General features: G+C 60.9%; 14 protein-coding genes and 1 pseudogene. 14 read left to right on the plus strand and 1 reads right to left on the minus strand.

Annotated features, from left to right (window positions below):
- Positions 1 to 62: 62 nt before the first annotated feature.
- The 13 genes from NHAM_RS22685 to NHAM_RS22750 all read left to right on the plus strand — a co-directional run bounded on the left by NHAM_RS22685 (position 63) and on the right by NHAM_RS22750 (position 11,501).
- Positions 63 to 572, plus strand: a complete 510-nt coding sequence (locus tag NHAM_RS22685) for a hypothetical protein (protein WP_011505113.1) — start codon at positions 63 to 65, stop codon at positions 570 to 572.
- Position 573: 1 nt separating this feature from the next.
- Positions 574 to 1,173, plus strand: coding sequence for a succinoglycan biosynthesis protein exoI-like (locus tag NHAM_RS22690; protein WP_011505112.1), 600 nt, complete (start codon positions 574 to 576; stop codon positions 1,171 to 1,173).
- A 28-nt stretch (positions 1,174 to 1,201) separates the two neighbouring features.
- On the plus strand, positions 1,202 to 1,540 hold the full coding sequence (locus NHAM_RS22695; RefSeq protein WP_011505111.1) for a single-stranded DNA-binding protein: 339 nt from the start codon (positions 1,202 to 1,204) through the stop codon (positions 1,538 to 1,540).
- Positions 1,527 to 2,111 carry a thermonuclease family protein gene (locus NHAM_RS22700; protein ID WP_011505110.1) on the plus strand — a complete coding sequence of 195 codons (585 nt, stop codon included), beginning with the start codon at positions 1,527 to 1,529 and terminating at the stop codon, positions 2,109 to 2,111. The genes NHAM_RS22695 and NHAM_RS22700 overlap by 14 nt, the downstream gene beginning before the upstream one ends.
- Entirely contained in the window at positions 2,108 to 2,656 is a 549-nt protein-coding gene (locus NHAM_RS22705) for a hypothetical protein (RefSeq protein ID WP_011505109.1), read from the plus strand. The genes NHAM_RS22700 and NHAM_RS22705 overlap by 4 nt, the downstream gene beginning before the upstream one ends.
- A gap of 120 nt (positions 2,657 to 2,776) precedes the next feature.
- A complete protein-coding gene (locus tag NHAM_RS22710; RefSeq protein ID WP_245270121.1) occupies positions 2,777 to 3,331 on the plus strand; it encodes a hypothetical protein in 555 nt (184 codons plus the stop codon).
- Positions 3,332 to 3,357: 26 nt separating this feature from the next.
- The gene (locus NHAM_RS22715; RefSeq protein ID WP_011505107.1) at positions 3,358 to 3,840 is read left to right on the plus strand and encodes a hypothetical protein; all 483 of its coding nucleotides are present in this window, start codon (positions 3,358 to 3,360) and stop codon (positions 3,838 to 3,840) included.
- Positions 3,837 to 4,529 (plus strand): hypothetical protein, encoded by a 693-nt coding sequence (locus NHAM_RS22720; RefSeq protein WP_011505106.1) that lies wholly within the window; start codon positions 3,837 to 3,839, stop codon positions 4,527 to 4,529. The genes NHAM_RS22715 and NHAM_RS22720 overlap by 4 nt, the downstream gene beginning before the upstream one ends.
- Positions 4,530 to 5,658: 1,129 nt before the next feature.
- Positions 5,659 to 6,672, plus strand: a complete 1,014-nt coding sequence (locus NHAM_RS22730; RefSeq protein WP_011505105.1) for an ABC-three component system protein — start codon at positions 5,659 to 5,661, stop codon at positions 6,670 to 6,672.
- 8 nt (positions 6,673 to 6,680) lie between these two features.
- Positions 6,681 to 7,157, plus strand: coding sequence for an ABC-three component system middle component 2 (locus NHAM_RS22735; RefSeq protein WP_157043852.1), 477 nt, complete (start codon positions 6,681 to 6,683; stop codon positions 7,155 to 7,157).
- Complete coding sequence (locus NHAM_RS22740) at positions 7,150 to 9,018, plus strand: hypothetical protein (protein WP_011505103.1); 1,869 nt, start codon at positions 7,150 to 7,152, stop codon at positions 9,016 to 9,018. Before NHAM_RS22735 ends, NHAM_RS22740 begins: the two co-directional genes overlap by 8 nt.
- A gap of 25 nt (positions 9,019 to 9,043) precedes the next feature.
- Positions 9,044 to 9,931, plus strand: a complete 888-nt coding sequence (locus tag NHAM_RS22745; RefSeq protein ID WP_011505102.1) for a bacteriophage abortive infection AbiH family protein — start codon at positions 9,044 to 9,046, stop codon at positions 9,929 to 9,931.
- Between the two features lie 238 nt (positions 9,932 to 10,169).
- On the plus strand, positions 10,170 to 11,501 hold the full coding sequence (locus NHAM_RS22750) for a trypsin-like serine peptidase (RefSeq protein ID WP_157043853.1): 1,332 nt from the start codon (positions 10,170 to 10,172) through the stop codon (positions 11,499 to 11,501).
- 399 nt (positions 11,502 to 11,900) lie between these two features.
- On the opposite strand, the pseudogene NHAM_RS22755 reads toward NHAM_RS22750, so the two are convergent.
- Positions 11,901 to 12,101 (minus strand): annotated as a pseudogene (locus NHAM_RS22755) (tyrosine-type recombinase/integrase); the annotation flags it as partial.
- A gap of 354 nt (positions 12,102 to 12,455) precedes the next feature.
- On the opposite strand from NHAM_RS22755, the gene NHAM_RS22760 reads away from it, so the two are divergent.
- Positions 12,456 to 13,325, plus strand: coding sequence for a hypothetical protein (locus tag NHAM_RS22760; RefSeq protein WP_245270122.1), 870 nt, complete (start codon positions 12,456 to 12,458; stop codon positions 13,323 to 13,325).
- The last annotated feature ends 1 nt before the right edge of the window (position 13,326 follow it).

A 13,326-nucleotide genomic window follows, 5' to 3' on the forward strand; every position in this document is an offset into this window, starting at 1 on the left:
ATGTTGATATCTTGGCAACTGAATTGGACTCGGGTCGTCCACAGGCTGGCTGCGGAGGATGGATGATGCGTCGTGGGGCGCTCGTGATAGCGGTGGTGGGCCTCGGGTCAGGGCTCGACATGCCGCCCCCCGCGACCGCGCAGGACGCCTCGTTCGGCTGCAAGGTGCTTCTGTGCGCCGCGGCGCCCGCGCCCGCGCCCGGCTGGGCTGGGATTCCCTATTGCGTGCCGGTGATGCAGACGCTTTTTCGGCAGCTGGCAAAAGGCGGCGGATGGCCATCTTGCGCGGAAGGCAACACCAGCGGCCATGGCTACGAGCCCTACCAGGCCTGCCCGTCTGAGCTAACGCCGGTTCAACTAGCGGCTGATGGCGGTGCCGGCCTCGAGCGCGCTTCGAACGGCGGCCTCTGCGCCGACCTGTCGAGGCCGCAGCAAGTGTGCTCCGGCGGAGACGGCGGCTGCACCGCGAGCTATCCAACCACGCCGCGCGAAGCGCGCAGCGACCCCTATTTCGTCGACATCACAACCGCGAACCGAAGCCAGCGGTTCTACTTCTCCCTGCAGGGCTATTAGCGTGCGCTGGTCCCACGCCCTTGCCGTCGCGCTCGCGCCGCTCGCGGTGCTCAACGGCGCGTCGGCGCAGACCGCACCCTCGCGCTGGTTCCCGGTCCCCGCGAGTGCGGTCTACCTGACGGGCGACAGCTGGTCGGACGCCGGCACCATCTACCGGCTGTACGGGGTGCAGTCGTGTCTGCGCGGGACCAGTTTCACCAATGCGCACGGGATGCGGCGGGACTGCGGGGAGGCGTCGCTCGCGATGCTGGTCGCGCTGACGCGGGATCTGCAGCCGCGATGCTACGACGCGGCCGAGCAACCGCAGACGCAGACGGTCTTCGTTTTCTGCGTCGCCACCCGAACTGTTGGTTCGGGCCAGGGCTCACGCATCGACCTCGGCACGGCGCTGATCGCGACGGGCTTTGGTTTTGCCGCGTTGAAGCCGGATGGGCAGCCCGTGCATGCGCCGTACTTCGTGGCGCAACTCGTCGCTCAGCGCGCCAAGGCAGGCCTTTGGGCCTTCGCCGACATGCCGGAGCCGAACGCCATCATCTTGCGCACTTTGCGCGAGGGAACGCCCTCGCCCACGCCGGCGGCGCCGCAACTCGCGACGCCATGAGAACGACTCACAACACAGGAGAGAGCGAATGAGAACCACCAACCTTTTTATCCTGCGAGGCCGCGTCGGGCAGGCGCCGAAGGCCTTCAACAAGGCCGCCAAGATCAATGTCGCGACGGACCGCGCCTGGACCGACGGCAAGGGCGAGCGGCGCGAGGAGACGGATTGGGTGACCGTTACCATCCTCAACGAGAAGGCGGCGGAGTGGGCAATCGCAAATGTCGCCAAGGGAGACGCCGTCTACGCCGAGTGCCGCATTGCGGACGGATCGTACAAGAAGGACGGCGAGACGGTTTACACGACCGACGTCATCGCCAACGTCTTCCACAAGCTCGATCTCGGGCAGCGCAACGATGCCGCCGCCTAGCGTCGTGCTCGGGGTGGTTTCGGCGCTGGCAGTGCTGAGCGCGTCAATGGCGCTCGCTCAGACTGGCAACGCGCCGCCGGGCGTCTACGAGCCGAAGGCCGTGGTCCAGTCGCCGCCGCTGCGCGTCGAGGTGATCGATGGGACGCGCTTCCGCGACGTGGAGAGCAAAGAGGTTTATCAGCTATATGGCATCGACACCTGCGCGCCTGGTCAGACGGCGCGACTCAAGCGACAGCCATGGCCGTGCGGAACCATGGCGACAGCCTGGCTCGTGACCGCCACCCTCAACGCCTGGCTCGCATGCAGGACGCTGCGCGACGAGGCAAGCGAGCACCTCGCTCGCTGCTCCTCGGCCGGTCACCCTGATATCGCCGCCGACATGGTCCGCGACGGGATCGCGGTAGCGCGCCTGCCGACGCCTGAGGACCCGGGCGTGCGTGCTTACGCCGCTGCCGAGCAGGATGCGCGCAAGGCCTACCGGGGCCTGTGGTCGAGCACATTCCAGATGCCCTGGGATTGGCGCGCGAAGACCGATCCATCACGAGCCGCCCAACGCGGAGCAACACCGTGATCCGCCGCGCTTACTCACTTGTCGCGCCGCTCCTCGCTGTCCTCGCCGGCTGCGCCGCACCGACCGCGCCGGTTGTTGACGTGGTGACGCCGGCATCGGAGCCGCTCTACAGTCCGGGGCGCGTCAAGCCGGGGCGGCTCGAGTATGCGCCGGACCGTTCGACGTTCGCGCCCGTGCTGACCGAGCGCTTCACCTACCCCACGCAGCCGGAGGCGAACGCGGCTTACCGCAGGCTTGTCGCCAGCGCACCCGCGCAAGGGCACTACCCCGCATCCGTCTGGCTATTCGGCTGCAAGCCCGGCGGCCTGGACGAGGAGACGGCACGTGTCACGCGTTATCGCAGCCCCGTGGTGCATTGCGCCACGGACTACCTCGACGCTGCAGGCGGAAGGCTGCGGCGCGAGACGGCGAACTTCTATTATTACGGCGTCGTCTGGAACATGCAGCCGGTCCACCCTCCTTTGACCGCGGCGCCTTGGTTTAATCGGGAGGCTTCACCGAAAGATTTTTGGTGGTGGGTGCCGGGCCGACCCCGTTACGAGTAGGGTCGCGCCGTGGAAGCATCGGTGGCATCGACACATCAAATACAATATATTAGATGTTGGGAGGCAGCAGCGAGTGCCCTGCCCGCCCGCCGGGCCCTTTGCTCTGTTGCCGCGAGCCTGATGATGATGATGATCGAGATCGTCGGCGCCGTCGAGGCGCGGCCATTGACACCAGACCCCGGCGCCTGGCGGCCGATGGCTTACGCCGACCTGCAGCGGCCTTCCGCGCAGGCCGCCACCTACCTCGACATCTGGAAGGACGCCGTCGACTCCAACAACCGCGCCTATGCGGCGGCGGGAGACCGACGCTTCACCGCGGGCAACGCGCCGGCGACGGAAGCTCATTTTGTGATTTGGAGCACGCGCCGCTCGGTTGTCCTCAGCGTCCTCGATACAGCGCCTGGATGCACGGTGAAGCAGGTGGGCGTCCACGCGCACGCGACCGTCAAACTCTGTCCGACGCGGGTCGCGATCTACGAGGGCATTCAGGTCCGCACGATGGACGCGGGCCGCTCGTGCTTCCTGGAGCTCGCACCGGGTGCGCCGCCTGACCCCGCCGCGTCGGTTGCCTACGCGTCTTACGATGTCGCAGCCAGAACGCTTAAAACCGGGATGATCCTTGACCACCGGGCTGTGGAGGGGTGTTCACTCGACATCCCGCTCCATCGCCAATGACTCGCCTCGAAGAGGGAAAGCCGCAAATGCAGTGCCGCCGCCTCCGTTTTCTCACCGCCTGCTTCCTCGCCCTCGCCTACGCCGCGCCCGCAACGGCTGCCGAAGCCGCGTTCGCCTACAAGACGTCTTACCGGAACGTCGCCGAGGACCCGGACCATGTCTGGACGGGCACCGCGCTCGCCCCCACGGCGAAGGGAACGGTGACCATCCACGAGTACCAGCTGCGCACGGCCCATGGCGACTGGCTGATCTCGCAGATCTGGAACGAGGACTGTTCGTCGGGCGCTTGCCCCACGCGGCTCGTCAGGATCGGAGAGGACGGCCATCGAACCGTTGCCGTTGACGACATGATGCACCAGGTCGTGCCGCCCGATGACCCGCGCTTCGCGACTACGCCGATGTCGGACGCGCAGAAGACGTTCGCGCGGCGACCCTTCGCGCTAAGCGAGGACGGCAAGACGCTTGTAAACGGCGACTATAAGTTCGAGGTCGCAGGGGCAAAGCCATGACGATCCGCGCGGCCGTTCGCCAAACGCTCTTTGACGCCGCGCTCATTCTCTGCCTTTCCGCCGCCGCGGCCTTCGCAGGACAGTCTGCCGCGAGCCTGACGGCCGCTGGCATCCCCTCAAATTGCGCGGACTTCGCAGCGAAGGTATCGAGCAGCGAGGGCAATTTCGGCACCACCAATCAGTATGGCTGCCTCGGTGCGTTTCAATTCTGCCCGGGCACCTTCGAGCGCTATTACAACGACAGCGCGCAGAGCTTTCTCAACAGCCCATCCGCGCAGACCGCTGCATGGACGCAGTACGAACAAAACTCGTGGAGCCAGGCGCAGAAGAACGGTCTGACCTCGCTTGTCGGCCAACAGGTCTGTTCAGGGGGAAAGTGCGCCACCATCGATCAATCGGCGATCCTCATGGCATGCCAATTCGGCTGCGGCCCGAAAGGCAAGCTCGCCAACTACGCCGCGGGCGGCGATTGTAGCGCGCGCAACGTCAAGGACGGCAATGGCGTGAGCGTCTGCACCTACCTGATGCGCGGCGCCGGCTATGACGCTTCGTGTTTTACCGGACAGCAGTCGACCGTCTGTGTGCAGTCTCCCAGCGGTCCCGGCGACTTCCCGACTACGACGGGAATCGCCGCGAATCCGCCGGCCGCCGACAGCGCCTCCGTCGTAGTGTCGCCGAGCGACGTCTAGCTGTTCAAATAACACGCCGGTGTTCGCTGCCTCAACATGGCGCTATACGATTAGGCCGAAGGACTGAGACGAAAGTCGGCGACGCTTGTTTCGGCGGGCTGGGACGTTGCGCCGGCGAAGCCCGTTGAAGCGCTGGCCGACCGGGTGATTGCGAACTTGCTGATATCGACGCAGCTCGAACGCGATACGCCGAGACCGGTCGGCTTCGCCCCCCCCCGGCGGCACTGATGACGCCTAACGAGCGGCTCGCCGCTACGAAGGGCACGATCCGCTCTCGATCAAGATCGAGAGCCTTAACGTAGTTATATTGGCGTCCACAATGACGATGATCGCCTTGCGCCAAAAGCTGACCTTGCAGAGTTGCTACTCAAATATCGCATTAGGGCCGGGAGCAGACAGTCCGGTCATGGAGAAATCTGGCGGTAAGCGGCCATTCTCCAATCGACCTAATCTGGGTCATTCCACGCCTACTCAGCCTTTCCTGGAAGCGGCCTTCCGTTCATATGGCACACGCCCGTGCGAACGACTGAGTGTGGGACTTAGTGCTCGGTCGGCTTTGGAGCGATAGGGTGAGGATATCAGACACCGGGCAGCCGTGTAACGCGTCGTCCGCAGCTGCCAACGTTGTTGACGTTCATGGCCCCCTATCCGATCGTCGGAACCGGTCTTTCGTTCATGTGGATTTCGCACACTTGAATGCCCAGACTTGTCTGGGAGGCTGGCAGGTTTGGCCATGCAGCATCGAGAAATCGGCCATTCGCCTGCGATGAATTCCAAATAAGATCTGCTATCCTCCGATCCCGCCGCTCATCCAGTTCGGCGGACCATGTCCAAAAGGCGTTCAAAGAACTCAGGAAGCGCCTCATCAGGGGCGAGGGCGTCGGAGACGATGGGCGAGATTCCGCGGCGCGCCCCGGCTCCGCAATGGATCGAGCAAATTTCGTCTTCGGTCGCTTCCTTGAATGGCGGAACGGCAGGTTGATTTCGGAATGCGCGGCCCAGATCGGGCGAGATAATGCCGCGTACATGAAAAAGTCCTCAAATCGGATCGTACGATAAGACAAATACAACTTGAGAGGGCGACGAATATCGTTCAATTTCTCATCCGAGCGGGGGGAATAAGGGCACGATGGCATTCAATGAAGATCGTCTCATCCTGAATCTGACGGATAGCGAGCTCGAAGACCTGATCAAGAAGTGGGTTGCATGCCTCAAGGACAGCTATGTCGGGTTCGAACGCCCCACGCAATCTGCAGACATGGGCCGAGATGCTGTCGGCTTTCTGTCACCGCAGCGGTACGATGGCGAATGGCATAATTATCAGTGTAAGCACCTCAAGGCACCGCTTGGAAAGGCGGACTTCACGATCGAGCTCGGCAAAATCTTCCACTATGCTTGCCGAGGAGAGTTCACGCCCCCGACGAAATACATCTTCGTTTGCCCCAACTCTGCGGTGAGAGACGTCAAGAAGGTCATCGACAGGCCATCCTTGATCGCCGATTTCGTGGTGGAGCACTGGGATAAGTATTGCCTCAACGGCATATCAAAAACCGCCTCCCCGCTGACTCCGGAGATAGAGGCCGCCATCCGAGCATACGCGTTCGAACACGTCGAACTATGGAAGGCGAGCGAGCTTGTTGAGCAACCGCGGATGCGGGCGGTGCTCAACGAACACCTGGACATTGATCCGGGCGAGGCTCCCCGTGTTCATGTCGACGAGGTTCCGGAAGAGGTCGCCGACGAAGAGATGGCCTATGTCACCCAACTCGTGGCGGTGTTCGCTGCTGAAAGTGGGACTGCGTTGGCGGACTATGCGGCGGTTGTGGTGCACGCCACTTATGGTCCGCAAATCGTCAATGCCCGCCGTCGCTATCTTGAACGCAAGGCGTTTCGGCGCCATTTCCGTGACAATCTTCCTGCAAACCAGATCGACAATGTCGACGAGGATGTGCACGAGACCGTGATCGATCGATATCACGCGTTGGAAAGAGCGCGGCTCTTCGAGAGGCTTAATGAAGTTATGAGTGCGGCCTCCACAGTACAGATTACAGGCCCCCTCGGCCGGCACAATCGCGTAACCCCAAGCGTAAAGCAGGGCGTCTGCCATCATTTTGCGAACGTAGGTAGAATGCCTTGGGCATGAGTGTGCTCGTGACCCCGCCGCAGTTGTTCAACACGCCCCTCGAAGCCGGCGTTCGAGCGCTGCTGGTCCTCGATGCCTTCGCGCCGCAAGCTTTCGACCTCGCCACTCTGTCACTGCTTGACTATTATGTAGTTCACACCGGAGATGCCGGCGGGCCTCCTAGCATTCATCCCGAAAATGCGGCGCGCGCGGGCGAATATTTCGTCCGGCGTCATCTCGTCGAAGAAGGGCTGCTCCTCATGGCTCGGGCATCGCTGGTGGAGCAGGTATTCGGAAACGACGGCATCACATTTCAAGCCCATGAAACCGCGACCGCGATGATCGACTTGTTCGGGAGCTCCTACAATCGCCGCCTAGCCGAAGCGGCACGTTGGCTGGCCGAAGAGGCCACTGCCCAAGGAAACGACTGGTTTTTCCAAAAACTCAGGGACAGCCTAGAGCGTTGGTCACATGAGATTGTCGGAGGGGCCAGCGACAATGGCTGACCGTCGCCGAATTATCATCGACAAACTCGCCTTCACGGGCCCTGAGCGCGGGCCGATAGAGGTGTCATTCCAGTCTGGAGTCAACATCATTTGGGGGGCGTCCAACAGCGGGAAGTCGTTCGTACGGAAGTCGATCGACTACCTTCTGGGAGGCGACCTTCCGACACTCCCTCCTGAAGGCCAGGGGGTGGACAACTACCTTTTGTGGCTGACGCTTCCCGGTGGCCGGCCGGTCACGCTGCGCGCCTCGGCACTGGGCGGCGACATCTACAAAGCCGAGGGCCATCTCTATGCTGTTGACCAGAATTCGCCGGGGTACGAATCCTTCTCGCGCAAGCACGTCACTTCCCCGAACATCTCGCGTTTCCTGCTTTCTCAGGTGGGTTTCCGCGAAGCCCTTCTTCTAAAGAACGAACGGGCCGAAAAGTCACCCTTCTCTCTCCGCCTGCTGATGCGATATCTTCTCGTGGATGAAACGAGAATGATCGACGAGAAGAGCCTCCTGCTCGCCTATCACATAGCGATCACTTCCGAGGACAAGAGCCTGCTTAAGTTCCTGCTGACCGGGATCGATGGGGCGTCGATTCCGCAAGTACGCTCTGGCGACCAGCTGAAGGCGGCAAAAGAGGCAAAGATCGAACTCCTCTCGCAAATGGCCGACCAGCTGCGCAAACTCATCGACGATACAGTTGAAACCGCAACTGTCGTTGCCGAGCTCACCCAAGCAGAACGCGAAAAAGCCGAGCTCCTAGAGGTTGTGAACGAACGCCAAGATAGCCTGGATACGCTTTCCGCAGAGGAGAGGTCACTCGCTGCAGACATTCGAGCCTATCATGCCCGCATCGCGGAGCTCAAAGCTCTCATCATCCGGTTCGATGAACTCGCGAGCGTCTACGCGTCTGATATCGAGCGTCTCGATGGGTTGGAGGAGGGTGGCTTTCTCCTGCAGCGTTTCGCGACGATAAATTGCCCGCTTTGCGGAGCGCTGCCCCAACACCAGCAGCACGATCATGGCCTTGGCGGGATTGAAGAGCAGCGTCACGCCGTCGAGCTAGAGATTGATAAGATCCGTGTCGAAGCGCGCGACCTCGCCGCGGCCATTGCCGATGCCAAATCAGAAATAGATAGTGTCGAGAACCTGATCGCCATCGCGGAGCAAGAACTCGAAAGGCATCGGCTCGCACGCAAGGAGGCCGAGCAACAGGAAATCAGCGCACGCTCGATCTTCAAAAGCGCCAGCGAGCGTTGCGAGAGGTTCGAGGTCGACCTGGATAATCGCCAGCGACTGTCCGAACTCGAACAACATGTGGCCCGTATCAACGCCGAAAGCGTGAGGTCGCGTCCACGTGCCGACGGGCTCGACGTCAATCTCGACCTCTCGACGAGCGAAGCGCATGAGCTCTCAACCGCCGTACGCGCTGTCCTCACGGCATGGAATTATCCTGGAGCCCAAGCCGTACACTTCGAAAAGGGCGATCAGGACATAGTCGTCGATGGCAAGCGCCGACGCGACAATGGCGCAGGAGTCCGCGCACTGCTGCACGCCGCCTTCAAGGTTGGCGTGCTAGTCTACTGCATTGAAAAGGGAAGACCCCATCCGGGCTTTATAATCCTGGACTCGCCGCTGCTGGCCTATCGCCCTGCCGAGGAAACTCGCTTTGGGGATCTTGGCGATGACGATCTCGCATTGCGAAACGCCGACGTTGCCACCCATTTCTACCGACACCTGAACGGGCTCTCTGACAAGGCGCAGTTCATCATAGTCGAGAACCACAAGTCTGATCAGGACGTGGTCAAGCCGTACCATAATTATCAGTTCACCAAGAACCCTCAGGCCGGCCGTATAGGTCTTTTCGTCTAGTTGGCAGAATAGAGGATCGCAGCCCATGGCCAACCGGCTGTTCATCATCGGAAACGGGTTCGACCTCCATCACGGGATACCCTCCCGCTACTCCCAGTTCGGCGAATATCTTCTCGCTGTGGATCCGACGGCATGGCAGATGATCAACGAGTACCTTTATGTCGATGAGGACTTCTGGGCATGCTTCGAAGAGCGCCTGGCATCATTCGACGAGGACGCCGTCATCAACCATGCCGAACAGTTTCTGGTGGGCTACGGCGCCGACGACTGGAGCGACGCCTATCATCACGATTTCGAGTATGAGATCGAACAGGTCGTAGATGCCCTCTCGAGAAAGCTACGCGATCATTTCGCCGCCTGGATCCGCCAACTTCCGCCGCCTATCCCAGACACGTATTCACCAGTGCGATGCATAGATCCCGGCGCGCTCTATCTCACTTTCAACTACACTCCTACGCTCGAGGCCACCTACGGCGTGCCGTCGGCGAACGTGCTGCACATACACGGGAACGCTACTATCCCGAGCGACCAGATCGTGCTCGGCCACGGCTGGGAACGTCTGGAGGAGGAGAAGCTGTCGCCCAAGGTCCACGAGGACACGGACACGAGGGTCGCTGGCGGCTATCAGCTGATCGACGGCTACTTCTCCGGCACCTTCAAGCCGACCGACGACATCCTCTGCCGCAACGCCGCCTTCTTCAGCGGTATCACCAACATTGATGAGGTCCTCGTGCTCGGTCACTCGCTCTCGGACGTCGATGTGGCCTATCTCCACGAGGTCATCCGGAGCATTCGACCCTACGCCACATGGACGGTAAGCTACCACGGGAGTCCGGTCGGAGAGGTGGAGCGCATGGGGAGGCTTGGCGTTTCACCGGCGCTCTCGCGGTTCTGTCCATTATCGCTTTTGTGAGCCCATGGGTTAAATTGCTCTGGCTTCAACGCGCGAGGAGCGAACAGGCAATGTCGGTGATTCACCTGACCTGTATAGGCCTCAGCCTCACAACCTCGAGGCACGCGAAACTGAGGATGTAGGGGTGACCGCTGATGCACAGCATTCCGTCCGCATAACGAGCGGCAATCCTGCCCTGACCGACCTGACGCTCTCTTGGCGGACGGCCGAGTATGGCGCCGAGGACGGCATCGGGCCGATGGGCTCGTTGCACGAAGCCGGTGACGCGCTCGTTGCCGTGGCGCGCTTCGAGGAGGACGGCGTGACGATCCTGGGCAGTGGGGTGATGGTGGCACCCGGAATGCTGTTGACCGCCACCCATGTGCTCGACGAATTCCCGGCGGATGGGCCCGGCCCCGTTTTTCTGACCTTTCTTCCCAGCGCCAAGCGAGCATGGCTCCCCCAGGACGTACGAACGATCTCGCGGCCGAGCATTTTCGACGCGGAACGGAAAATCAGCTCCGATCTGTCGCTGGTGAGCTGCACATTAAATTCGGAGGCTCATGCGGGCCTGCCGCTCATGCTGGCGCCGATGCAGATCGCGCTGCCTCTGGTTGGCGACCGGCTTTGGGCGATGGGCTTCCGCCACCAGGGCATCGACAAGCAGGCTGCGTTGGTGACGCCGCTGGTGTCGTCAGGCTTGGTCACCGCGGCCTTTCCGATGGGGCGGGGCGAACGCATGGTCTCGCCCTGCTTCGAGGTCGCCATGGAGACGGTAGGCGGCATGAGCGGTGGCGCGGTCGTGAATGACAAGGGCTATCTCGTTGGTATCCTCTCCTCGTCGTTCGAAGGTGGTCCCTCTTATGTCACGCTGATCTGGGATGCGATTCGCATGCGGGTCCGAGGTTCCGTCCCTAGGCTACAGGTCAACGATACCGTGAGCGTGATGGGCGCGAACGAATGGGGGCTCGCCAAAATCAAGGGCAGTGTCGAGCGCGACCCGTTCGGCGACGTCCGCATCGCGCTTTCCGACGATGAGATGGCGCTCTTCACCACATCCCTTTCGCGTGCAGAATGGACAGAGGTGAAGACCTCTGCCCTGAACCGTGAACAGCTCGAGGATTTCGAGGAGAATTGGGGCCGCGAGCTGGAAGAGGCCGCCGTCGAGATTGTTCTGCAGACCCTGAACGGCCTGCCTGTATCGCGGATCCAAGAGTTTCTCGAAGATTCCGATATCCCAGAGGACTTACTCACCGCCATCGAGGGCTTCTCCGTGGAGGATTTTGACGGCCTTGAGGACATTTCGATCACATCGACCGAAGCGATTGATGAGACGCGCTTCAGGCTGGACTATTATTTCGACATACCGAGCTTGATCTGGACCGTCGAAATGGACGCTGGCTTCGCGGATGCCCATGCGTCGAGCTTGGACGTCCGGTTCTTCAATCGGCGGGTCGAGAATGGCATCGCCAGGATGGAAATGGCACAGCGCCGCTATTTCCGCGGCTCCGCCATCTTTCACCGTGATGCTGAGATCTTCACCGATGCGACCATCACGCTGAGTGCGATAAAGCCTCGCCGGAAGGCCTAGCGGAAAGAGGCCATCCCAGGCTGACGACCACCCCATCGCTGGTGGGCCCGGCTGGTTCGGTCGCCATGTCGCTAGCGAACTGGCGGATCGACCATTGCAACCTAAGCTGGAGCGCAGCTTGCGCGGCTTTGCTGTTGAGAATGGACTGACCACTTTCGGCTACTCGGAGGCGTAGCCATCAGGAAAGCTGACGGTCGGCACCTGGGGATCGAAAATCGGAGGCTGAGCGGTCGATATGGGTCGCGAGCTGCCGCGTTGGCCTGGCACGATCAACGGCAGCTATTGCGTTCGGTCTTCCTGAAACGGTCAGGCAGGAATCCACCAATGTCAGAGCTGAAGAGCAAGGGCGCTAGGCGCAGGAAGCGGCCATCCAGTATCGCCGGATGACCGCACCCGATTTCAGATTTCAGTTCGCTCGGCCAAGAGCAGCGCATCCTCGACGTCTACACCGAGGTAGCGCACGGTGTTCTCGATCTTGGTGTGGCCGAGTAGGATCTGTACAGCGCGCAGATTGCCAGTCGCCTTGTAGATCATTGATGCTTTCGTTCGTCGCAGCGAGTGGGTGCCATACTCTGCTCGTCGCAGACCAATCGCAGTTAATAACCCATTTCAGTTCTCCTTGACCTTGATTGACCTATGGAGAAATGAAAACGCCCGAGCTACAGCTCGGGGCCGTAAGCTACCTATCCGGTTTCAGGCGCGACATCAGGAAAGCTGACCTTCAAGCTGCGAGACAGCGGTAGTCGCAAGCCCCTCTTTCCAGACCAAACAACCCGCTGTGGTTCTCCTCGAAAGTTACCATTGTTTCCAATCGGTAAAATTGACCTGACCAAGGCGCCATCCCTTCGAATGCATCCCCATCATTTTGGTGCTAACGGAGGGTGTGGGGCATGGGGGTGACTCAATAACGTGATTCGATTTCGTCGCCTAAAGCCTGTTCATCTCAATTCCTGGTTGGTTGATCAAGGCATTCCCCAGACGCATCAACGCTACCGATTGCGGGTCTGGCGAGAAGTTCACGCTGCCCTCGGCCCATTGCGTGATGAACTGATCGCCTACGTTCAGGAAGCTTTGGACGATGCCCGGCGGCGTATTCGATCCGGTTTCCAGGATGATCTATCGCCCTTCAGCGGTCTGGTGCATGACCCTGCCGCACATTATCCTGCAATGCTCAATCGTATATCGCTTCAGGGGTATCTTGGGGAAACACTTGGCGTGCTCGCGGTGGAGCACTTCGGAGCGATCGGATATTCGAATTGGATGGTTCCAGCTCTCCTATTCCGCTTTCACGATCAGGAATTCCAGCATCTGGATCTGATCAATGAACGCCTTCTGGCGGGTGAAGCACATGAACCAGACGCCGACAAAGAGAAGCGGCCAGGTCGGACGGGCGACGACGGACTGGCGTTTCGAGTAGACGAAAATGGCGTGATTACCGACATTCTGACACTCGAAGCCAAGTGCCTCACGACCAATAATACTGGCATCATGAAAGACGCACACGAAAAGCTCATGGTAGGCGGAAACCGGCCCAGCGGTGTGCGCGAACTGATCAACCTTCTGACGGAATATGACACGCCTGAAGCCGAGGCCTGGCAACAGGCGCTGCTTCAATTCTATAGGGACGGTTTCCGCACGGCAGCTCGCCACGATGGGCTCGCTTATGCTGTCGGTCACTCTCCTAAACAGCCCGCTGACCGGATCGCCTGGCTTCCTCCTGAAGCGCCTCATCCGGCATATACGATACAGCGCAACCTCGAAGCGATGGAGTTTCAATTCGAGAACTTAGATGCCGTAATCGACATATTGTATCGGGGCGCTTGAG

The organism is Nitrobacter hamburgensis X14 (genome assembly GCF_000013885.1).
Taxonomy (GTDB): Bacteria; Pseudomonadota; Alphaproteobacteria; order Rhizobiales; family Xanthobacteraceae; genus Nitrobacter; species Nitrobacter hamburgensis.

Excerpts from the sequence above, each read along its gene's own strand:
- NHAM_RS22745 (WP_011505102.1), top strand. The coding sequence starts at position 9,044 with ATGGCCAACCGGCTGTTCATCATCGGAAACGGGTTCGACCTCCATCAC.
- NHAM_RS22710 (WP_245270121.1), top strand. The coding sequence starts at position 2,777 with ATGATGATGATGATCGAGATCGTCGGCGCCGTCGAGGCGCGGCCATTG.
- NHAM_RS22720 (WP_011505106.1), top strand. The coding sequence starts at position 3,837 with ATGACGATCCGCGCGGCCGTTCGCCAAACGCTCTTTGACGCCGCGCTC.
- NHAM_RS22700 (WP_011505110.1), top strand. The coding sequence starts at position 1,527 with ATGCCGCCGCCTAGCGTCGTGCTCGGGGTGGTTTCGGCGCTGGCAGTG.
- NHAM_RS22685 (WP_011505113.1), top strand. The coding sequence starts at position 63 with ATGATGCGTCGTGGGGCGCTCGTGATAGCGGTGGTGGGCCTCGGGTCA.
- NHAM_RS22715 (WP_011505107.1), top strand. The coding sequence starts at position 3,358 with ATGCAGTGCCGCCGCCTCCGTTTTCTCACCGCCTGCTTCCTCGCCCTC.
- NHAM_RS22740 (WP_011505103.1), top strand. The coding sequence starts at position 7,150 with ATGGCTGACCGTCGCCGAATTATCATCGACAAACTCGCCTTCACGGGC.
- NHAM_RS22695 (WP_011505111.1), top strand. The coding sequence starts at position 1,202 with ATGAGAACCACCAACCTTTTTATCCTGCGAGGCCGCGTCGGGCAGGCG.
- NHAM_RS22750 (WP_157043853.1), top strand. The coding sequence starts at position 10,170 with ATGGGCTCGTTGCACGAAGCCGGTGACGCGCTCGTTGCCGTGGCGCGC.
- NHAM_RS22730 (WP_011505105.1), top strand. The coding sequence starts at position 5,659 with ATGGCATTCAATGAAGATCGTCTCATCCTGAATCTGACGGATAGCGAG.